This window comes from Rhizomicrobium sp. (genome assembly GCF_056722145.1).
Window position 1 is genome coordinate 25,427 of sequence record NZ_JBWZET010000114.1, and the last position, 19,610, is coordinate 45,036.

The window sequence follows — 19,610 nt, forward strand, 5'->3', positions numbered from 1 at the left end:
GAATTGCTGACGCTGATCGTCTGCACGCGCGGCCGGATTGAGCCCCTGCCCCGGTTGGCCCACTCCTTGCGGCTGCAAACCTCTCGTGCCTTCGAGATCGTCCTGGTGGACCAAAACCCGCCTGGCTATCTCGATGACGTGCTCGCTGAGTTTCCCCAGGACGTCGCGCTGAAGCACGTCCACTGCATTCCAGGGCTTTCGCGGGCACGCAATCTTGGGCTGGCTCACGCGGCTGGCACGATTGTGGCGTTTCCCGATGATGATTGCTGGTATCCGCCCGACGTAATCGATCGCGTGTTCGACCATTTCCGGGCTCAGCCCAATCTCTCCATCCTCACGGGCCCGACACATGACGAAGCGGGGCGCGACTCCAACGGCGCATTCCTGCGTCGCAGGCAAACCGTAACGCGCGCCAACGTGTGGTGGGCTGGCAATTCCAACTGCATCTTCGCCCGCCGAGAGGTGTTCGCGCGGATTGGAATGTTCAACGAAGAACTCGGCGTCGGGTCGGGAACACAATACGGCTCCGGCGAAGAAACCGATCTTCTTCTGCGGGCGATCGCCGCCGGTGTGATGGTCGAATTCATCGATACGCTGTACACGCACCATCCCCAGGTCGTCAGCAGAATGGATGCATCGACCGTGTCGCGCACCCAGTCCTATGCGTGCGGCAATGGCCGCATTCTGCGGCTGAACGGTTATCCGATGCACTACGTGCTTTATCGCTCGTTCAAGAACACCGTTGCGGCGCTGCTGGCATTGCTCCGGCTGGATTGGCGTTTCGCCTGGTTCAAACAGGTGTGGATTGTCGGCACCTGGAAGGGCTATCTCGCCCGCCGCAGACCCTGAGCAAAGCGGTTGCGGATCGGCTCCAAGGCCGCGGGCCGAACGAGCGCTGCCGCCACCACCCAAACACTGGACCCAACGACCGCGCCCGCCAGCAAACGCATCACCGCGGGCCAGGCTCCAACCGCCATGACCGCACCAGCCGCCGCGGCGCCCCCAGCCAGCGCCATCGCGGCCGCTTTGATGAACTCGCGGAGATCGATGGCCACAGCCATTCGCCGGCGCGTCAAAACGAGGCTTGCGGCGAGCCCGATAATCATCGCGGCCAATAACATCATCGCCGCCCCGGCGGCCCCGAATGGCGCGATCAGAAACTTTGCCAGGACAAACAAGGCCACCAAGGTTGGAACGTAGGACCCGGCCTGAACCCAGTTGTTCTTGTGCAGATTGAACACATTGTCGAAAATATTCGATTTCAAATTCTGGGCAATGAACGCCAACGCCACCAACGGCAACACGACGACCGTCGCCGCATGATAGGCGGGCGGCAGGAATGTTTCGGCCAGGGTCCGCGCCAATGCCCAGAGCATGGCGAAGGTGCCGAGCAACAGCAGATTGGTGAGTTCAAGCATGTGGGCGAGAAATGCTTTCGCCTCAACGGGCCCGCGTTCATCATATTTCTTTATCAACTCGGGCAAAGAGCCCTGGTTGATCGAATTGGCGATGACGTCGATCGGCTGGCGTCCCAACGCGTACGCTGCCGAGTAGACACCGAGCGCCGCAGCGCCTCCCAAGTCATTCAGCAGAACCCGATCGAGACTGGTCGCCAGATACGTCACGATCGAGACGAGGATCAGCGATGAGCCATAGTGCAATCGCTGCCATGGCCCGGCTGCCGGCTGTTGCGTGTCCGGCGCCAATCCGACGAGGCTCGCCGCCACAGCGATGAGGCCGCACACCAGCGTTGCGGCAGACGCGGCGAGACTGACTTCACAGAAGTTCAGCGCGCCGGATCGAACCGTCAACCAGACAAGCACGACCTGCAATACGGCGCGGGCGGATTCGACAACGCTGAACACGACCAGTCTTTGCTGCATCTGGAGCGAGGAAAGGCCGATGCGCTGCAACGCCGTGGTGAGGACGTATGCTCCGAGCGCCAGCGAAAATTCCGGCCGGCGTGCAAGCGCTACCAGGGCCGAAATACCCAAGGACGCCAAAAGCGCCAACGCCGTGGAGCCCGCATACAGGACGTAGGAGATCGCCAGCGCTTTGCGCCAGCTTTGGGGTTGGGCAATATCGAGCCGCAGCAAGGCAAACCGGATCCAGCCGGAAAACCCCATGTCGATCATCTCGCCCATGGCAATGACGAGCGCATAAAGACCGAGTTCGACCGGCGTCAACCGGTGCGCCAAATAGACCAGCAGCACGAAGGACGACAGCCGCGGAAGCACGACGGATGGGGCGTACTGGAGGGTCGATCTGATCAACAAGGATCGACCTCGCGATCCTGGCGCAACGAAAGCAGGTGCGTGACGACACCCGCGCGGTCGTCGTGCGCCATCGCGTTCCAGCGCGCGATATTCTGCCGGGCGGCGGTGGCAGCAAGCGTGCGCCATTCGCCATCGAGCAGCATGCCGGCGATCGCAGACGCAGCTGAATCGGGATTCGCGGTGTCGATGTGAAGACCCGAACTGCCGAGCACCTCACGGAATACGGGACCGTCCGGTGCGATGACCGGCATTCCCGCATACTGCAGCTCCAACATCGGCAGACCCAGGCCCTCCGCCACCGAGGTGCTGAGCACCATATCGGCACTTTCAACGATTTTCTTGATCTGGCCTGCATCAAGATAGCCGTGGAGCGTCACATCCTGAGCGGCGCTGATCGCCTCCCATTGGCCTGCCCACCCCTTCCGTCCAATGATGTCGTAGTGGACCGGCAATCCGGTCAGGCGTGACAGGGCCCGGCAGATCGCGACGGCGGCGGAGTAGTTCTTGCGCGGCTCGACGGTTCCCAAAGATACGATCTTCAGCACGTCTGGCCGCGCCGGTCGGTCATCGCGCCCGGCATCCGTCAAAGCGAACAAATTTTCGACGGCGGGACGGAACACCAGAACGGTGGCGTCAGGGGCGCAGACCTCGCGCAGTTGATCGGCCGTATTCTGTGAGTTGCACAGAAAGAGGCGCATCTTTCGTATGGCCCGGCGAAATTGCGGCGCCAAATACAGGCGCGCCGCCAGGTTCAACGGGGCCGGACGCGTCAGAAGAAAAATGTCATGAACATAGAGGGCGCAGGCGACCTTGTTCAGCGGGAAGAACAATGAGGGCGGATAGCCGGTGAACAGAAACGTCTTCTCGGTATTGCGCCGCGCCAACGCCGGAAGGCGAAACAACTGCGCCACAAGAATTGGCAGCGTGCCGGCACCTGCCCAGACCTGCTCCAAATTCAGCGGATGAAGCGCCGTGGGAGAGAAAAGCGTCCGCGCGACGCGCTCCATCCCGCTGTCACGCCGCCGCACATAGGTGAAATCGGCAATAATGTCGGCAGCAGCGGGGTTCATGATCCAAGTTCGGGAATGTCACCGCATCAATAGGACGTGCAGGATGCGGTCAAGCAACCCGGGCCACCACCGCCACCGCCTGGAACGAAGATGAAGCCGCCATCGTGCGGGCCACCGCCACCACCGCCGCCGCCGGATTCCGTGCCGCCTGTCGGTTCCGGTGTTACCTCAGGCGTCACCTCGGTCACCTTGGCAATTTCGGGAACGCCAAGTGACTTCGAGTTCTGGTCGAAACCGTACCGCTCGCAGGGAAGTCCTTCGTTCGCCACGGTGGCGGCAATCGCGTCGGCGGCAACCCGGTTGGTGGCTTTCAAAGCCGAGGCGGCGCGCGCCAGCGCCGATCCGACAATATAGGGCGAGATGCCGGCGTGTTCCGCTTCGACGATCAATGCCGCGGTCATGTCGCGAGTCTGGCTAACGCCATATTGGGAAATGCCGTATTGCAGCGTAGTCGATAACGCCAATTCCACCTGCTCACAGGCGCCACTCTGGCCATTCAGAAGGTTCGCCAGCATCTGATCCAGCAACGGCCACCGCTCCTTCAGGTAGCGCGGAACGCTCGTCGCTTGTTTCCCGACCACCGAGACGTTGGACGATGCGGCCTTGCCGGCGATGCGAAGAACGCACGACATCGGACAATTCGGCGGAAGGTCGACGACGTTGTTGACGGGTGCCGACGAGAAGGGGGTCGACCGCTTGCCGGCCGTAGCATCACCGGGAAGCGCCACCGACAGCAACAGCGTCGCCGCGGCTACGAACCCAACCGACCGCGCCAATCCGAATTGCGCCATCTTGTTCCCCCCGGTGCTGGCCAACGGCCGCCATCACCACCCGAAGATAGCCTTGATCCTCGGGAATTCAAAGACAGGGAAAAGCAAAGCGACGGGAATGCCGAGTCCTGGCGACTTGCGAAGACGTCTCGGTAAAATCTTGTCGATTTATTTTCAAAGACTTGCTGGCTCGCCTCTGCGGCCAGGACCCCATCCGAGACAATAATCAGTCGTGGATATCGCGGGGAGAGAACGGCCGTGGGCTAGAACAGCCGTTCTTTCACCCGGATGATGTCGCCGGGATAGACCTTGGTGTTGGCGCTGGCGGGGACTTCTTCTTCGTTGTCGTGGCCGGCGCGGCGGACATAAACTTCATTATCGTTGGCGCGATAGGTGTAGCCCCCCGCCAACGCGATGGCTCCCAGCACGTTCAAGCCGCTTTCGAACGGATACTCGCCGGGCTTGTTCACTTCGCCGATGATGTAGAAGGGCCGGTAATTCAAGACCTCGACGCTGACCTTGGGGTCTTTCAGATACCCTTCCTGCAGCGCCTTGACGACCTCGGCGACAAATTCGTGGATGGTCAACGTCGCCGCTTTGACTTGCCCGACCAGCGGAATCTGCACCTGCCCCGAGCCGTCGACAAGAAATTCACCGCTGAGATCTTCCTCGCCGTAGACGGTGATCTTCAGTTTGTCGCCAGTACCGAGGCGATAGTGCTCATCGGTGATGGCTGCCGGCGCAACCGGAATATAGCTCGCCGGCACCGATGTCGTCGGTGTGGTCTGCGGTAAAATCCGGCTCGGACCAGGCAATTCTTGCGCGATCGTAGCGTGCAGCGTCGCCAGCAAAAAAAACATGACGGCGATCGCGATCCGAGAGTGCAGGAAGCGGCTCATGTTTGTCTAATGTACCTGAATTGGACACCCATCAAACTGGTGCAAGTGTTCTGCCAGAATTTCGCGGCGATTATTTGTCATCAACCTGAAGGAACGTGCAACTCTCTGCAATGAACTTGACCGCGGTAAGTCTTCCGGTCGCATAGGCGCCGGTGTCGATACCAATGCGATTAGGTTTCACTATTGGACGTTCACTTGGCGAATGGCCATGAACGACGATTTTGCCGAAATCGACCGTGGAAAGAAGAAATTCCTCTCGAATCCAAAGCATATCGTCAGGGGACTGCCGCTCAAGTGAAACGCCCGGGCGTATCCCCGCGTGGACGAAATAGTAATCTCCCACCAATTGAAAGTACGGAAGGCCGTTTAGAAACACCAAGTGTGCCGGGGGTAGCGCCGCGGCGAGGGCGTCGCGTGTTTTCTCCAGCTCTTTCGCATCGGAGAACATCGGCGGCCGGATGCCATAGCTCAGCAACGTCTCGGCACCGCCAAAACTGCGCCACGCCTGGTAGGTTTCGGGATTATTGAGAAACTCGAGCATGACCTGCTCGTGATTGCCGCGCAACTTGATGATGTCCCAGCCCGGCCGCTCTAAGCCGATCAGGCAATCGACGACTGCTTTTGTCGCTGGGCCGCGATCAACGTAATCACCCAGGAAAATAAGTGTGCCGGTGGTGGCATCAGCCCAGATTTTCTCCAGCAGCAACTCAAGCAGATCGGCGCGGCCGTGGATATCGCCCACGGCGTAGACGCAGCTTCCATCTGGAACACGGGCTGGTGCGCGCGATTTTCCGATCAGTCGCCTCAGCCAACGCGAAAAATCTTCCATAGCGGTCGATCATCAAGCCCCGCTTACACATATCCCAACTCGAAAATCGAAACCAATCGGATGCGCAACCCCTTCTAGGCGCACCTTGTCTCGGTTTAATGGTTGATCCGATGCCTTGGATTTTAAACAAACAATGGAAAACTTCGTTTCAAGTACAACGGCATAGCCTAACTCAGCCGCAAAAGCCCCGCCCCTACGCTCGTCCCTGCGAAATCCGTGGGGCGGACGATGAACTGGGTCGCGAAGTACGCCGTCGTGTTAGCGGCAGCCCTTCTGGGCGGATGTGCCACATACGCGCCCGATGCCATGCCCGAGGCCACGGCAATGCCCGTGAGCTTGGCTCAGGCGCCCGCACCGCCCGGCTTTGTGGCATTTTGCTTGCGCTTTGCTGGCCAGTGCACCAGCCCCGCCGACGCTCCTGCGACGATCGTCCTGACGGATCAGGTCTGGCGCAGCCTCCAGCGCATTAACCGCCAGGTGAACAACGACATTTGGCCCCAGGACGATGAACGCCATTACGGACGCGCCGAATACTGGACGATCCCAACCGACGGCTACGGCGATTGCGACGACTATGCGGTCACCAAGCGCAAGACCTTGATCGATGCGGGCTTCCCGGCGCCAGCGCTGCGCTTGGCTGTGGTTTATTCCCCCACGGCTGGGCGCCATGCCGTGCTGACGATTGCTACCGACAGAGGGGACTTGGTGCTCGACAACCTGCGCAACGACATCGTGTCGTGGAACGCAACCGGGTTCCTTTGGATCGAGCGTCAGGATGCGTCCAATCCCTTCAAATGGGTCGCGCTCCAGCCCGTCAACCACGGCAACGTGGCGACCGCCGGCACACCGCCGGCCGACCAAGGTCAAACGCCATCGGGCGCGACCGCAGGGCTGACGCGGATGGTCGATGGTTCCGATCTGGTACTTCGCCCGCACGACTAAACCGGCGACCTGTCGCCGCTCCACCAGACATCGTCGGCTAAACCCATCATCGCGATCTGCGTCTGATACGCATTTGCTGGCGATCATCTGCGGCCCGGCCAACGTCAGGGCGGCCAATTTGGCCAACGACAGGCGTCGCCTGGCACCAAAATGACCGAAATCGCGTCGGTGACCTAATATGGGACGTTCAGTGCGCCGTTCCACTGCACGGGGCCGGAGCGGTCCCAAGCTCTGAGGTCGCTGCCATTGGCGCCGATGTGCCACTTGAGCACAATGCCGATCGTATCGGTACCGCCGCCCTCGACTTCGTGGGTGTAATTGAGGCCCACGGTCGCCGGCCACTCTTCGTAGGGAAGCACCTCGAAACTCGCACCCGGCATGGACGTGTGGCCGCCGTGGGTCATCGAGACGTAGTCGTAGGTCACGGCCAAAGCCATGTTGCTGCCGGGATAGATCGAGGCCCCGGCGCCGCCGTACCAGCCTTCAAAATCACCGCTGTAGGCGCCGCCTTTAACACGCAAGGTCAGCAATTTGTTGAAGTAGTACTCGCCGAATACGCCATAGCTCTCCGCACTGACCGAACCGGAGGCGGTGAGGCCGTTGATGTTCACACCAGCGCCAAGCCGGTGATAGGCGACGGACGCGCCGAAAGTACCCATACGGTCGCGAAAGAACACGTCCGCCGAAACGTCGGTCAAGTCGACCGAGACGCCTTTGACGTCAAGATGCTTGTCGCCGCCGCTAATCTGCGCCTGCAGCCCGGGATTGCCGAACGAAACCAAAATATCGCCGCGCCCGCTGAAGGCATTGAGATCACCTTGCGAAAGGTGATCGTAGCCCACCGCGACCTGCTCGCTGGCGTCCACGGCGGACGCGCCCGTCATCACCAAGACGGCGGTCAACGTGGCGGCGGCAACACCGGTGTTCTTCATGGACGAATCCCCCTTCAGATCGTGCCGTGAGGCTACACCCCTGTGCCGTCAGGACAAGTCGGTCCGATATCGATGATAGGCGGCCCCCAGCGCCAAGGCTGTTGTATTCCTGCATCCTGGTAACGCGTCATATTTTCGAAGTTCCGTAAGGAAATGGGAACGCTCGGCGATGTGGTGAATTGTTAGGCGAAGAGAAAGAAGGAGAAGTCCATTGGGTCCGACGATCGCAGCCGACGGCACCACCGAGGCAGGGCGGCTGAGCGGTGCCCGCATTCTTGTTGTCGAGGACGAGTTTGTCATCGCCATGCAATTGCAGTCGCTGTTTGAAGAAGAAGGCGCGCAGGTTCTGGGGCCTTACCACAGCCTTGCGGAAGCACTGGAACACGCCGGAAGCGACGACATCTCCGCGGCGTCTCTCGACCTGAACCTCGGCCATGACAACGCCGCGCCGGTGGCGAGCCTGTTGGCCGAGCGCGAGGTCCCCTTCATCTTCTACAGCGTCAAAACGGACGATCCCGTTTTCCAGGCGTGGCGTCATGTGCCGTTGGTGCAGAAGCCGGCCCCAACCATGGAACTTGTGGAAGCCATCGCCGGCCTCGTTCGTCGGCGCAGTGCTCGCGAGACCGCTTAGGCGGCCATCAAATCCCGCACCCGATCGGCGACGGCAATTCGCCCCGTTTCTGCCGGAGTAATGAACAGGCCCAAACGTCGAGCTGCGATCCCGGCGCTCGTGCTGCTGGTGACGCGCACGAGAGGAATGGCGAGGATCGGCCCAGCGAGTAGCGGCACGAACCACCACAACGTTGCCGGAACCCATTCGTAGATGGCGACCGCGGAAGCCAATCCGATCAGCGTATGGAGCGCGAAGGCGCGGGCGATGACGAGGGTTTCGACGCGTCGCTCGCCGCGGAACTGACCGCCCCACCCTTTGGTCTCGCCGAGCATGATGCGCACCACGAACGCGCTTTGCGAAAGCATCGAGATCGGCGCCAGCAGCGTCGAGAAAGCCGCTTCCAGCAACACGCTGGCGCAGGTGTTCCAACCGCCGCCATGCGCGGCCCGCAGCGCTGGATCGCGCAGCACCAGGGCGAGGGCAAAGAGCTTCGGCCCATAGAGCAGCACCACCATCGCGACGACCAGCGAGACGAAATCGAAGGTATGCGAAACGCCAAGCGCGAGAACCGGATAACGGCCGACATAGATGACGGGCGCGATGTCGGGTTGTTCGGTGACGACGAACACAGAGACGATCAGCATCACCAGCCACAGCGGCGACGATACATAGCTCATGACGCCGTTGAAGAAATGGCCGCGGCTTTCGGTCGTGAAGCCTTGTCCGAAAATGAGCTGCAGGTGTTGCAGATTGCCCTGGCACCAGCGGCGGTCGCGGATCAGGTGATCGATCAGCGTCGGCGGCGGCTCTTCGTAACTGCCTTCGAGCTCGGTAACGAGATGCAGATGCCAGCCGGCCCGCCGCAGCAACGCCGCTTCGACGAAATCGTGGCTGAGTATTTCGCCGCCGAGCGGAGCCGGACCGTTCAGTTTTGGCAGTCCGCAATGTTCCATGAACGGCTGGATGCGCAGGATCGCGTTGTGGCCCCAATAATTGCCGCCAGGGCCTTGGAGCAGCGACAATCCAGTGGCGTAGATCGGTCCGTAGACGCTGGAGGAAAATTGCTGGATGCGGGCGAACAGCGAATCCCGCCCGACGAGCTGGGGCGCGACCTGGATCAGTGCGGCGCGCGGATTTGCATCCATCAGGCGCACCAGGGCGCCGAGCGTGTCGCCGGTCATCAGACTGTCGGCGTCGAGCACGACCATGTAGTCGTAGAGCGCGCCCCAGTTGCGGCAGAACTCGGCGATGTTGCCGGCCTTCTTGCCGCTGTTATCGTCGCGATGGCGATAGAAGACGGCCGGTCCGCTTTCGTCCTGCAACATCTCCCAGCCGGCCGTTTCGGCGCTGATGCTGGCGGGTTCGTTGGAGTCGCTGAGGATGTAGATATCGAAGCTGTTGCCGAAGCCGTCCGACAAAACGGATTCCCGCACCGTGCGGATTCCGGCGATAAGGCGGGCGGTGTCTTCGTTGCGGACCGGAAACAGCAAGGCCGTGCGCGAGTGCAACGGGGTGTCGGCGAGGGGGCGATCGAGCGTAAAGTCGACCAACCCTCGCCAGCGCGCATAAGCGCCGAGCGCAGCGACCCAGAAGGAGGCGCTGATCCAGGCGAACAGGATCGAGACCAGCACCAGAAAGACCGTTTCGAGGGCCGTGAGACCGTCGATCCTCAGGATTTCCCAGAGGCGCGACATCGCCGCGGCCGTGGTCGCCAGGACCAAGCCGAGAAAGAGCCAGCGAAGTGTGGAAAGACCGCCAGCGTTGCGGGTCACGTCCGCCGCGAAGCGCGCACGTCACGCGAGGGCACCAGCCCTTCGATGAAGGCGCGATAGAGGACGCCCAGCATACGGCGCGGAGTCCAGATGAGGATTTCTTGCGTCGGCATCGCGCGCGGACGCGGCGGCGGCGCGGTCAGGGCCGTCGGCAGTCGGCGAGCGGTATCGGGCGCACGTTCCAATGGTCTCTCCTTCTCGTTGGCGCGGTGCGTCGTTTAATAAACACCGGTGCGGCGGTGAGGTCCGCAAATGCCACAGATTTGTCACCTGTCACAGAGGCTTGTTACGCTGTGACGCAATCGTATGTAGAGACCGCTCGTGGCGACAATTCGTCCGTATTGGGAGATTTTTGGGTACACGGGTGCACTACACAGAAATGTCCCATTCCTTCGATTATCTTTAAGGACATTCGGTGTTCGATGAATCACGCCGCAATCTGACCAAAAAGGATAACGCGTTGCCGATTTCCCGACGTTCTTTCGTGGCCGGACTGGTGCCGTGGTCGATTGCGGCCTCCGCGGCGCCCAAACCGCAGGCGGCGAGCCTCAGCTTGGGGCTGGCGCACCCTTTCAGCTTCGAACGTTTGCGAAATATGGCGCGGGCGCGCGTGGGATCCTCGTACAAATCGCCCGATCGCCCGGCCCAGGAAATTGTGCAGACGATCAATTTCGACGTCGCCCAGAAAATCCGCTTTCGTCCTGAGTTCGCGTTATGGGCGAACGGCCCAGGCCCCTACCCGATCCGCTTCTTCAACCTGCGTGAAACAGTGCGCGAACCCGTTCACATCAACCTGATCGGCGGCGATAGTGCCCGTCCCATCGTTTACGACCCACGCTATTTCGATTGGGGCAATACCGGCCTCAACAAGACGCTGCCGCACAACGCCGGCTTCTCCGGTTTTCGCGTCATGAACGGGCGCAATGTCGAACGCGACTGGCTCGCCTTTCAGGGCGCCTCGTATTTCCGCGCCGCCGGCAGCGACGACCAGTACGGGCTATCGGCCCGCGGCATCGCCGTCAACACCGCGGCAGCGAGCCGGGAAGAATTTCCGATCTTCACCAATTTCTGGATCGCCGAAGGCGCGACACCGGATGCGCCGGTAACCATCTATGCCCTGCTCGAAGGTCCCTCCATTGCCGGCGCTTACAAATTCGATGTGCGCCACGGACATGGCGACGTCATGGACGTTCACGCCGAGCTGTTCGCCCGCGCCGACATCGAACGCCTTGGCGTCGCGCCGCTGACCAGCATGTATTGGTATAGCGAAAGCAACCGCCATCAGGGCAACGATTGGCGCCCCGAGATTCACGACAGCGACGGGCTGTGCTTGTGGACGGGTTCGGGCGAACGCATCTGGCGACCGCTCGCCAATCCGCCTGGCGTGCAGACCAACTCCTACATGGACAACAATCCGCGCGGCTTCGGCCTGATCCAGCGCGATCGCGACTTCGAGAACTATCAGGACGACGGCGCCTTCTACAACAAGCGCCCGAGCGTCTGGGTCGAACCGCGCGGCAATTGGGGCGAAGGCGCCGTTCAACTCATCGAAATCAACACCAGCGACGAAATTCACGACAACATCGTCGCCTATTGGGTGCCGAAGACCAAGCTGGCGGCGGGCAAATCGCTGACGCTCGATTACCGGCTTTATTGGCAGGACCCCGAGCCGTTCCTGCCCAAGTCGGTCGCGCATGTCGTGGCGACGCGCCGCGGCCGCGCCGGGATTGCCGGATCGCAGGGCCAGCCCGGCTTCAAGTTCGCCATCGATTTCGAAGGCGGAGCGCTGTCTGACATGGCGCCGCGCTACGATCTCAAGCCCGTCGTTACGCTGTCGCGCGGACGCGTCACCAGTGCCTATTCGGTCAAGGTCGTCGGCACCAAGCGCTGGCGCGCCGTGTTCGACGCGGTGTTCGACGGCCACGATCCGGTCAACATGCGCTGCGTGCTGCAGCAGAACGGCAAAGCGCTCACCGAAACCTGGCTGTACCAGCTGTTCCCGTAATTACTTGATGTCCTCGCTGCGCACGAGCGTCAGCTTGCGGCTGAGGTCTTCGTTGGCGGCGACGGCAGGCGGCGTTTGCGGCGTCTCGTATTGGCGGTATTCCGGCACGTCGTCGAGCCGCACGAAGCGATAGCCTTCTTCCAGCATCGCTTCGATGATGGTGTCGGTCAGTTCGGCCGATTTCGCGTAGATCGAGTGGATCAGCACGACGCCGCCGTCGGAGCGGCGGATTTCGCGCAAATATCCCTTGGCGCAGGCCTGCGCCGTCCATTTGTGGCGCCAGCAATCCCAGTCGGCGGCGCTCATGATGTAGCCGTCTCGCATCGAAATCTGGCCGCCGATGTCCCAGTAGATCGGGCCGATGTAGTTCTTCAGCACCGGATCGGCGTTGAGGATTTTGGCGTGCGCCGAACGCCAGTAGCCATAGGGGGCACGGAAATAGAATTTGTCGCCCGGCTTCATGAACGGCGCGATTTCGTCGTGGGTGATGCGGATCTGGCTGATCAGCTTTTCCGGTTCGGCGTCGAACGAGCCCCTCAGCATCGGATGGGTGGCGCTGTGGTTGGCGAGTAGATGGCCCTCGGCCGTGATGCGCGCCAGCGTGGCGTGGTGCGTCTTGGCGGTGTTGCCGACGACGAAGAACGTCGCCCGCACGTTATGAGCCTTCAGCGCGTCGAGAACATCGTTGGTGCGGCCCGCGGGACCGTCGTCGAAGGTTAGCGCGATGGTGTGCGCATCCCTGAGGCCCGAGTGGAAGATGCTCGAGCTCTGGAACCAGGCCAATTGGTCGTCATTGGCGAGAGCGGCGCTGAACGCCATCACGCCCGCCACGACGGCAGCAACGGTGGACAGTTTCATGGCCCCCGGAAACCCCTTCATTCTACTGCAAGTTTACGGGGGCCCCGGCGGGAGGGCAAGACCCACCCGTCCCATGCTTAACGTCGCCGGCGACTCACTTGCCCGACGGCGGGCCCTATTTCTGCTCCCGCGTCATTTTCGTAACCATCGAAGGGAGTTGCTTCAATTCGTCGGCGTAACGACCGCGAGTGCCTTGGCTTTTTCGCCCATGGCGCGCGTGAGGATCGCGGCGGTTTGGGGGAAATCGGTGCGTGTCAGGTAATAGACATAGCGCGCCGCTTCGTCATCGGGATCGAGCCGCGGCACGCCGGTGCCGGTCTGGCGGGTGGAATGGAGCGTGAGCCCCGCAATGGTGCCGTCGGGAGCCAGCCAGGCTTCCATCACCGGGCCAAGACCGCGCGTTTCGGTGACCGACACGCCTTCATAGGTCCAAAAGTTGCCCAAACTGTAGGCGATCAGATGGCCGCGATAGATTTCTACCGCCCGCGGCACATGCGGCCCGGAGCCGATCACGATGTCGGCGCCCGCCTCGATCACCGCATGCGCGAAGGCAATAACGTCACCACGATCCTCACCGGCGAATTCCTCATGCCCTTGCGGGACGTGGGCATGGTCCCAGCCCTCGCCGCCGCCATGAAACCACACGATCACCAGCGCCTGCGATTGCTTCAAGTCGCGCACCCGAGCGGCAGCGTCTTCAATTTTGTTGATGTCGAGCGTGCCGTCGTTGGGTGCGAAACCGATCACCGCCGCCTGCCGCCCGTCGCGCAAGGCAAAACGTGCCGTTTGAGCGCCGTTCTGATCGAGCCCGGCAAAACCGATGCCCCGTCGCTTCAGTTCGGCGATGGTCGCCGCGCGCCCAGCCGCACCGTAGTCGCCGCTGTGATTGTTGGCGAGACTGACCGCGGCCAGTCTGAGCGACGCCAGCACGTCGGCATAATAGGGCGGACTGTGGAATGCATAGCAGCGCCCACAGCCCGCCTTGGGGCTCGGTTCGCTGCCGTCGTAAAGCGGGCCCTCGAGGTTGATGAACGACGCATCAGCACGCCGGAAGATCGCCGCGAGCTCGGAGCCGATCAGGCTGGCGGCATCGACGCCGGGCACGATCGCCGGATTCAGCGAAATGTCGCTCGAGCCCATCATCACGTCGCCGCCGGCGACGATGCTGACAAGATGCGGGTCGCCGGGCCTGTACTGGTCGGAGAACCAAAGCTGCGTACCCGGCGGCGGTGCCGGCGCGGCAAGGATGGCCGCTTTCAGCGGCGCCGGCGGTCCATAAGATATCGCTCGGTAATGCGCCTGAACCACCGAGGATGTCGCCAGCACGATCGCGCAGGCGCAGAGGACCGCTGTCGCGACGGCCATGAATCGGCCAAGCACGCAGTCGAGATCCCACCCGCAATGATGCCCCATGCCCCACCCCGGACCATTTGACAGCAATTGTAGCCGCCGGACGCTTCAAGTCGAGAGACGACCGATGCCGGGACGCCACGCCTTTCAAGGAACTTGCGCCCCCTCTTGACAGTTATTTTGCCAGTCAAGCGCGGTGGTTAAGATGCGGGCCTCGGCCAAATTCCTGGCGGCAGTATTCGGCGTAGCGGTTTGCACCGCGGCCGCACCCGGCCAGGGCTACATCCAAGGCTCTGCCGGCGGCTCGTGGACGTCGTGGCTCGACGTCGGGGGCGTCGGCTACAAGCTCAACACCGGCTACAATATCGGCGTTTCCGCCGGCCTCAATCTGGTGAATTTTCTCGGCTCATCGTGGGATCTGCGCGGCGACATCATGCATTCGCAGAACCAGTACGACTGCTGTTCGGCCCATCTCGGCGGCACCAGCGTGATGGCCGACCTCATTTATCACGTCGATCTCGGCATGCGGCTGAAGCCGTACATCGGCGCCGGCGTCGGCGCTGTTGCGGTGAATTTCGGCAATGCCGTCACCGGGCCGCACGAGACGCGGACCAAGTTCGGTTATCAGGCGCTGGCTGGCGTCGAATACCCGCTGGTCGGCCACTTATCGGCGTTCGGTGAATACCGCTACGTCGATGCCGGCCACACCGACTTCAGCGTCATAGGCCCGGTGGAATACCGGACCCACAACGTGATGGTCGGATTGAAGCTCAGCCTTTAGATATCCGCGTAGCAGGTCACTTCGTCTTTGGCGCCCGGCGTCGTCACCGCGCCGTAGCGGGCCGGGCCGACGTTCTTCGAATAGCGGTACAGCGCGCCCGAGGCGTAGAGTGGGGCCTTCGGTTTCCAGGTTTTCTTGCGCTCCGCGAATTCAGCGTCGGACACCTCCACGTCGATGCGCCCGGTTTCGGCGTCGATGGTGATGATGTCGCCGTCCTTCAGCAGCGCGATCGGTCCGCCGTCAGCCGCTTCCGGCCCGACATGGCCGACACAGAGGCCGCGGGTGCCGCCGGAGAAGCGGCCGTCGGTCACGAGCGCGATGTTTTCGACGCCCTGCCCGTACAGCGCCGCCGTGGTCGACAGCATTTCGCGCATGCCCGGCCCACCCTTTGGACCTTCATTGCGGATGACGATGACATCGCCCGACTGGTAGTCGCGGCGCTGCACCGCATCGAACGCCGCTTCTTCGCCGTCGAACACGCGCGCGGGGCCCTTGTGCTTGATGTGCTTGAGGCCGGCGATCTTCACGATCGCTCCTTCCGGCGCCAGATTGCCCTTGAGCCCGACGACGCCGCCCGAAGGCGCCAGCGCATGATCGAGATCGACGATCACCTTCTGTTTCGGATTGAACACGACATCGGCGAGATTTTCCGCCACCGTCTTGCCCGTCACGGTCAGGCACGAACCGTCGATATAGCCGCCATCCAGCAAAACCTTCAGCAGCATCGGCACGCCGCCCGCTTCCCACAAATCCTTGGCGACGTATTTGCCGCCCGGCTTCATCGAGGCGAGATAGGGCGTGCGCTTGAAGATTTCGGCGACATCGAACAGGTCGAAGTCGATCCCGGCTTCGTTGGCCATCGCCGGCAGGTGCAGCGCGGTGTTGGTCGAGCCGCCGGTCGCCGCCACCAGCGCCGCCGCGTTCTCGAACGCTTTTCTGGTGCAGATGTCGCGCGGGCGGATGCGCTTGTCGATCAGGTTCATCACCGCCTTGCCGCTGAGCAAGGCATAGTCGTCGCGCGCCAGGATTTCCGCCGGAGGACCGGCCGAATACGGCAGCGCCAAACCGATCGCTTCGGAGACGCAGGCCATGGTGTTGGCGGTAAACTGGCCGCCGCAAGCACCGGCACCGGGGCACGCATGGCGCTCAAGCTCGGTGAGTTCGCAGACGTCCATCTTGCCGGCCGAATGGCTGCCGACGCCTTCGAACACGTCGACCACGGTGACGTCGCGGCCCTTGTGGCGACCAGGCATGATGGTGCCGCCATAGAGGAACACGCTCGGCACGTTGAGGCGCAGCATCGCCATCATCATGCCCGGCAGGGATTTGTCGCAACCGGCAATGCCGACCACCGCGTCGTAGCAATGGCCGCGCATGGTCAGCTCGACACTGTCGGCAATGACTTCGCGGCTGACGAGCGAGGAGCGCATGCCCTCATGGCCCATGGCGATGCCGTCGGTGACGGTGATGGTGCAGAACTCGCGCGGAGTGCCGCCGGCTTCCTTGACGCCCTTCTTGGCCGCCTGCGCCTGCCGCATCAGAGCGATGTTGCACGGCGCCGCCTCGTTCCAGGCCGATACGACGCCGACGAAGGGACGGTGAATCTCCTCCTCGGTCAGGCCCATGGCATAATAATAGGAGCGATGCGGAGCCCGCTCAGGGCCTTCGGTGACGTGACGCGAGGGAAGCTTGGACTTGTCGAAAGTGGGCATTTTGCGGTCCTGAATATCTCGGCCTGAGGCGCACGTTCCCTAGCTCCCCCAGGTCCCCCTGGCAAGCATTTCAGGCCCCAATTCAGCATCAAAATTGTCTCGCCTCGTCCGGAGACGGAATAAAAGACCGACCCCAGCAATCGCCAGGGCCGGTTTTTCGAAGTAACGCCAGCAATCAGGCGGAGACGGTCTCCAGCGCCGGATAATCGACGTATCCTTCCGGGCCCGGCGCGTAGAACGTCGCCATGTTCCAGTCGTTCAGCGGCGCACCAGTGCGGAAACGCTCCACCAGATCGGGATTGGCGATGATCGCTTTGCCGAACGCGACCGCATCGGCGATGCCGTCCTTCAGCGCTTGTTCGGCGCCTGCCTTGTCGAAGCCTTCGTTGACGATATAGACGCCGCCAAATTCCTTTTTCAGCCGCGGGCCGATGGAGTCGTCCTTGCGCGCCTCGCGGGCAACGATGAACGCCAGCTTGCGCTTGCCGAGTTCGCGCGCGACATAGCTAAACGTCTTGAGGCGGTCGGAATCGCCCATGTCGTGGGCATCGGCGCGCGGCGCCAGATGCATGCCGACGCGATCGGCGCCCCACACCGCGGTTACCGCATCGGTGACTTCCAGCATCAGCCGGGCGCGGTTTTCCACCGAGCCGCCGTACTGGTCGCCGCGCTTGTTGGTCGAATCCTGCAGGAACTGGTCGAGCAGATAGCCATTGGCGCCATGCAGTTCGACGCCATCAAAACCGGCCTTCTCGGCGTTCTCGGCGCCGTGCCGGAACGACGCGATCAGGCTCGGGATCTCGTCGAGTTCGAGCGCGCGCGGCGTGACGTATTCCTTTTCCGGCCGCACCAGACTGACATGGCCTTGCGGCTTCACCGAACTCGCGGATACCGGCGCGGCACCTTCGAGGTAAAGTGGATCGGAAATACGCCCGACATGCCAGAGCTGCAGCACGATGCGCCCGCCGGCGTCGTGCACCGCCTTGGTCACCTGTTTCCAGCCTTCGGTCTGCGCTTCGGTCCAGATGCCCGGCGTGCGCGGATAGCCGACGCCCATCGGATCGACGCTGGTCGCTTCGGTGATGATGAGACCGGCCGAAGCGCGCTGGCGGTAGTATTCCGCCATCAACTCAATCGGAACGCGGGTGTCGGAAGTGGCGCGGGTGCGGGTCAGCGGCGCCATGATGATGCGGTTGGGCAACTCGAAAGCACCCGCCTTGAGCGGGTCGAACAGGGTCGGCATGAACATCCTTGAGCAATGCTGCGACCAAAAGATAGGAAGCGCTATCGCGGTCTGCAAGGCACCGAATACCAATGCACCCCGCCCGAGGTTCGGACGAGGGGCATTTTACAACGCTGAAACGGGAAAATCACTTACCGATCGTAATACGGATCGTGCCGATCGCGATCGCGGTCGTAATGTTCTTCGTAAACGCGATCACCATGGTGGTTATACCAATAGTAGCTGCGGCGATGGCGGTCGTAGTGACGGCCGCGGTCGCAATCGACATCGCGGGCGATTGCGTTACCCGCCAGACCGCCTGCAACGGCGCCGCCAACCGTCCCCACAGCATCGCCGTGGGTTACCGCGTTGCCGATCAAGCCACCACCGACCGCGCCGACAATGCTGCCCGTCGCATGGCTGCGGCCACTGCAGCCGTCCGCCAAAGCGGCCGAATTCGTTGCAGCGAAGGCAAAGAGCGCCGCCGTCACCAACAAGGTTTTGCGCATGGTTTGCTCCTCGAATGGTTCGAGGTGGAAACGGCCGCGCCGAGCCCGCCGTTCCGGCGTGCAATTGGGCATTCCTGTGACGGCTGACGCGGCGGCAGTTATTGCAGCCGCGCCACCGCCTCTTTCAGCCGTAGCGCCAGCGCTTCGGCGTCGGCGAGTTTGTCGCGCTGTTCCTGAAGCACTTCTTCGGGCGCGCGCGACACAAACTGTTCGTTGCCGAGTTTGGCTTGGAAGCGGGCGATCTCGTCGTCGGCCTTCTTCAGCTCCTTTTCGAGACGGGTGCGCTCCTTGGTGAAATCGATGACGTTGCCGAGCGGCAGCGCCGCCACCGCTTCGCCGATCACGAACTGCGCCGAGCCCGGCGGGATGCCGTCGCTGGTGCCGGTGGTCGACAGGCGCGCCAGCGTCGACAGCAGCGACATATGGGTATCGAGCCGCTGCTTGGTTTCCGGGCTCGCGTCCTTCAAGACCAGCGCGATCTTGGCGGCTGGCGGCACGTTCATCTCGGAGCGGACCGAACGCACGCCCTGCACCAGTTCGATGACCCAGTTCATCTCGGCGCGCGCCGCTTCATTGGCCGGCAGGCTCGACAGATTGGGCCATTCGGCTTCGATGAGAAGCGTCGGGCGCGGCGTCAAATGTTCCACGGTGCGCGCCCACAACTCTTCGGTGATGTAGGGCATGAACGGATGCAGCAGCTTCAGCACCGTGTCGCGCACCCAGGCCGCGGTCATGCGCGCTTCCGCCTTGGCGCCCTCGTCGGTGCCGTTGAGCAGCGGCTTGATGAACTCGAGATACCAGTCGCAATAGATGTCCCAGATGAAGTGGTAGACCGCGCCGGCCGCATCGTTGAAGCGATAGGCTTCCAGCGCATCAGTCGCTTCGGCGGCGGCCTTGGCCGTTTCCGCCACGATCCATTTGTTGACGGTGTGCGCGACCTTGGCGGGATCGAAATCCTCGCGCGTGTCGCAGCCGTTCATCTCGCAGAACCGCGCCGCGTTCCACAGCTTGGTCGCGAAGTTGCGGTTGATCTCGACGCGCGACGGCCCGATGCGCATGTCCCTGGTCTG

The 19,610-nt window shown here is 62.3% G+C and carries 19 protein-coding genes; 5 read left to right on the forward strand and 14 right to left on the reverse strand.

Annotated features, from left to right (window positions below; translation table 11 throughout):
* Positions 1–3 precede the first annotated feature (3 nt).
* Positions 4–849 carry a glycosyltransferase family 2 protein gene (locus AC1P6P_RS06485; RefSeq protein WP_481401617.1) on the forward strand — a complete coding sequence of 282 codons (846 nt, stop codon included), beginning with the start codon at positions 4–6 and terminating at the stop codon, positions 847–849.
* Here AC1P6P_RS06485 and AC1P6P_RS06490 read toward each other — a convergent pair.
* The 5 genes from AC1P6P_RS06490 to AC1P6P_RS06510 form a co-directional block, all read right to left on the reverse strand.
* Positions 825–2,276, reverse strand: a complete 1,452-nt coding sequence (locus AC1P6P_RS06490; protein ID WP_481401618.1) for a lipopolysaccharide biosynthesis protein — start codon at positions 2,274–2,276, stop codon at positions 825–827. The genes AC1P6P_RS06485 and AC1P6P_RS06490 overlap by 25 nt on opposite strands.
* Complete coding sequence (locus AC1P6P_RS06495) at positions 2,270–3,346, reverse strand: glycosyltransferase (protein WP_481401619.1); 1,077 nt, start codon at positions 3,344–3,346, stop codon at positions 2,270–2,272. The genes AC1P6P_RS06490 and AC1P6P_RS06495 overlap by 7 nt, the downstream gene beginning before the upstream one ends.
* A 26-nt stretch (positions 3,347–3,372) precedes the next feature.
* Positions 3,373–4,083 (reverse strand): hypothetical protein, encoded by a 711-nt coding sequence (locus AC1P6P_RS06500; protein ID WP_481401620.1) that lies wholly within the window; start codon positions 4,081–4,083, stop codon positions 3,373–3,375.
* Between the two features lie 296 nt (positions 4,084–4,379).
* Positions 4,380–4,976 carry a polysaccharide biosynthesis/export family protein gene (locus AC1P6P_RS06505; protein ID WP_481401621.1) on the reverse strand — a complete coding sequence of 199 codons (597 nt, stop codon included), beginning with the start codon at positions 4,974–4,976 and terminating at the stop codon, positions 4,380–4,382.
* A gap of 109 nt (positions 4,977–5,085) precedes the next feature.
* The gene (locus tag AC1P6P_RS06510) at positions 5,086–5,844 is read right to left on the reverse strand and encodes a metallophosphoesterase family protein (RefSeq protein ID WP_481401622.1); all 759 of its coding nucleotides are present in this window, start codon (positions 5,842–5,844) and stop codon (positions 5,086–5,088) included.
* A gap of 228 nt (positions 5,845–6,072) precedes the next feature.
* On the opposite strand from AC1P6P_RS06510, the gene AC1P6P_RS06515 reads away from it, so the two are divergent.
* Positions 6,073–6,786 carry a transglutaminase-like cysteine peptidase gene (locus AC1P6P_RS06515; RefSeq protein ID WP_481401623.1) on the forward strand — a complete coding sequence of 238 codons (714 nt, stop codon included), beginning with the start codon at positions 6,073–6,075 and terminating at the stop codon, positions 6,784–6,786.
* Between the two features lie 173 nt (positions 6,787–6,959).
* Here AC1P6P_RS06515 and AC1P6P_RS06520 read toward each other — a convergent pair whose 3' ends face one another.
* Positions 6,960–7,718, reverse strand: a complete 759-nt coding sequence (locus AC1P6P_RS06520) for a hypothetical protein (protein WP_481401624.1) — start codon at positions 7,716–7,718, stop codon at positions 6,960–6,962.
* 211 nt (positions 7,719–7,929) lie between these two features.
* On the opposite strand from AC1P6P_RS06520, the gene AC1P6P_RS06525 reads away from it, so the two are divergent.
* On the forward strand, positions 7,930–8,349 hold the full coding sequence (locus AC1P6P_RS06525; protein ID WP_481401625.1) for a response regulator: 420 nt from the start codon (positions 7,930–7,932) through the stop codon (positions 8,347–8,349).
* Here the strand turns inward: AC1P6P_RS06525 and mdoH are convergent.
* Positions 8,346–10,103 carry a glucans biosynthesis glucosyltransferase MdoH gene (mdoH, locus tag AC1P6P_RS06530; protein ID WP_481401626.1) on the reverse strand — a complete coding sequence of 586 codons (1,758 nt, stop codon included), beginning with the start codon at positions 10,101–10,103 and terminating at the stop codon, positions 8,346–8,348. The two genes, AC1P6P_RS06525 and mdoH, sit on opposite strands and share 4 nt — an antisense overlap.
* Positions 10,100–10,288 (reverse strand): hypothetical protein, encoded by a 189-nt coding sequence (locus AC1P6P_RS06535; RefSeq protein ID WP_481401627.1) that lies wholly within the window; start codon positions 10,286–10,288, stop codon positions 10,100–10,102. The genes mdoH and AC1P6P_RS06535 overlap by 4 nt, the downstream gene beginning before the upstream one ends.
* Before the next feature lie 230 nt (positions 10,289–10,518).
* Between AC1P6P_RS06535 and AC1P6P_RS06540 the strand changes: the two genes are divergently transcribed.
* Entirely contained in the window at positions 10,519–12,108 is a 1,590-nt protein-coding gene (locus AC1P6P_RS06540; protein WP_481401628.1) for an OpgD/OpgG family glucan biosynthesis protein, read from the forward strand.
* Here AC1P6P_RS06540 and AC1P6P_RS06545 read toward each other — a convergent pair whose 3' ends face one another.
* Together AC1P6P_RS06545 and AC1P6P_RS06550 are read right to left on the reverse strand one after the other, a co-directional pair.
* A complete protein-coding gene (locus AC1P6P_RS06545) occupies positions 12,109–12,966 on the reverse strand; it encodes a polysaccharide deacetylase family protein (RefSeq protein WP_481401629.1) in 858 nt (285 codons plus the stop codon). It abuts the gene before it with no gap.
* A 162-nt stretch (positions 12,967–13,128) separates the two neighbouring features.
* Positions 13,129–14,331, reverse strand: a complete 1,203-nt coding sequence (locus AC1P6P_RS06550) for a CapA family protein (RefSeq protein WP_481401630.1) — start codon at positions 14,329–14,331, stop codon at positions 13,129–13,131.
* A 190-nt stretch (positions 14,332–14,521) separates the two neighbouring features.
* On the opposite strand from AC1P6P_RS06550, the gene AC1P6P_RS06555 reads away from it, so the two are divergent.
* Complete coding sequence (locus AC1P6P_RS06555) at positions 14,522–15,097, forward strand: outer membrane protein (protein ID WP_481401631.1); 576 nt, start codon at positions 14,522–14,524, stop codon at positions 15,095–15,097.
* Here the strand turns inward: AC1P6P_RS06555 and ilvD are convergent.
* The 4 genes from ilvD to AC1P6P_RS06575 form a co-directional block, all read right to left on the reverse strand.
* Positions 15,094–16,809, reverse strand: coding sequence for a dihydroxy-acid dehydratase (gene ilvD / locus AC1P6P_RS06560; RefSeq protein WP_481401632.1), 1,716 nt, complete (start codon positions 16,807–16,809; stop codon positions 15,094–15,096). The two genes, AC1P6P_RS06555 and ilvD, sit on opposite strands and share 4 nt — an antisense overlap.
* 175 nt (positions 16,810–16,984) lie before the next feature.
* Positions 16,985–18,052, reverse strand: a complete 1,068-nt coding sequence (locus AC1P6P_RS06565) for an alkene reductase (protein ID WP_481401633.1) — start codon at positions 18,050–18,052, stop codon at positions 16,985–16,987.
* 131 nt (positions 18,053–18,183) lie between these two features.
* Complete coding sequence (locus AC1P6P_RS06570; RefSeq protein WP_481401634.1) at positions 18,184–18,540, reverse strand: glycine zipper domain-containing protein; 357 nt, start codon at positions 18,538–18,540, stop codon at positions 18,184–18,186.
* Positions 18,541–18,638: 98 nt separating this feature from the next.
* Positions 18,639–19,610, reverse strand: a 972-nt coding sequence (locus tag AC1P6P_RS06575; protein WP_481401635.1) for a class I tRNA ligase family protein, incomplete at its 5' end; no start/stop codon positions are given.

Coding starts and splice junctions, on each gene's coding strand:
- AC1P6P_RS06495 (WP_481401619.1), bottom strand. CDS start 3,346: ATGAACCCCGCTGCTGCCGACATTATTGCCGATTTCACCTATGTGCGG.
- AC1P6P_RS06505 (WP_481401621.1), bottom strand. CDS start 4,976: ATGTTTTTTTTGCTGGCGACGCTGCACGCTACGATCGCGCAAGAATTG.
- AC1P6P_RS06510 (WP_481401622.1), bottom strand. CDS start 5,844: ATGGAAGATTTTTCGCGTTGGCTGAGGCGACTGATCGGAAAATCGCGC.
- AC1P6P_RS06515 (WP_481401623.1), top strand. CDS start 6,073: ATGAACTGGGTCGCGAAGTACGCCGTCGTGTTAGCGGCAGCCCTTCTG.
- AC1P6P_RS06520 (WP_481401624.1), bottom strand. CDS start 7,718: ATGAAGAACACCGGTGTTGCCGCCGCCACGTTGACCGCCGTCTTGGTG.
- AC1P6P_RS06545 (WP_481401629.1), bottom strand. CDS start 12,966: ATGAAACTGTCCACCGTTGCTGCCGTCGTGGCGGGCGTGATGGCGTTC.
- AC1P6P_RS06550 (WP_481401630.1), bottom strand. CDS start 14,331: ATGGCCGTCGCGACAGCGGTCCTCTGCGCCTGCGCGATCGTGCTGGCG.
- AC1P6P_RS06555 (WP_481401631.1), top strand. CDS start 14,522: ATGCGGGCCTCGGCCAAATTCCTGGCGGCAGTATTCGGCGTAGCGGTT.
- ilvD (WP_481401632.1), bottom strand. CDS start 16,809: ATGCCCACTTTCGACAAGTCCAAGCTTCCCTCGCGTCACGTCACCGAA.
- AC1P6P_RS06565 (WP_481401633.1), bottom strand. CDS start 18,052: ATGCCGACCCTGTTCGACCCGCTCAAGGCGGGTGCTTTCGAGTTGCCC.
- AC1P6P_RS06570 (WP_481401634.1), bottom strand. CDS start 18,540: ATGCGCAAAACCTTGTTGGTGACGGCGGCGCTCTTTGCCTTCGCTGCA.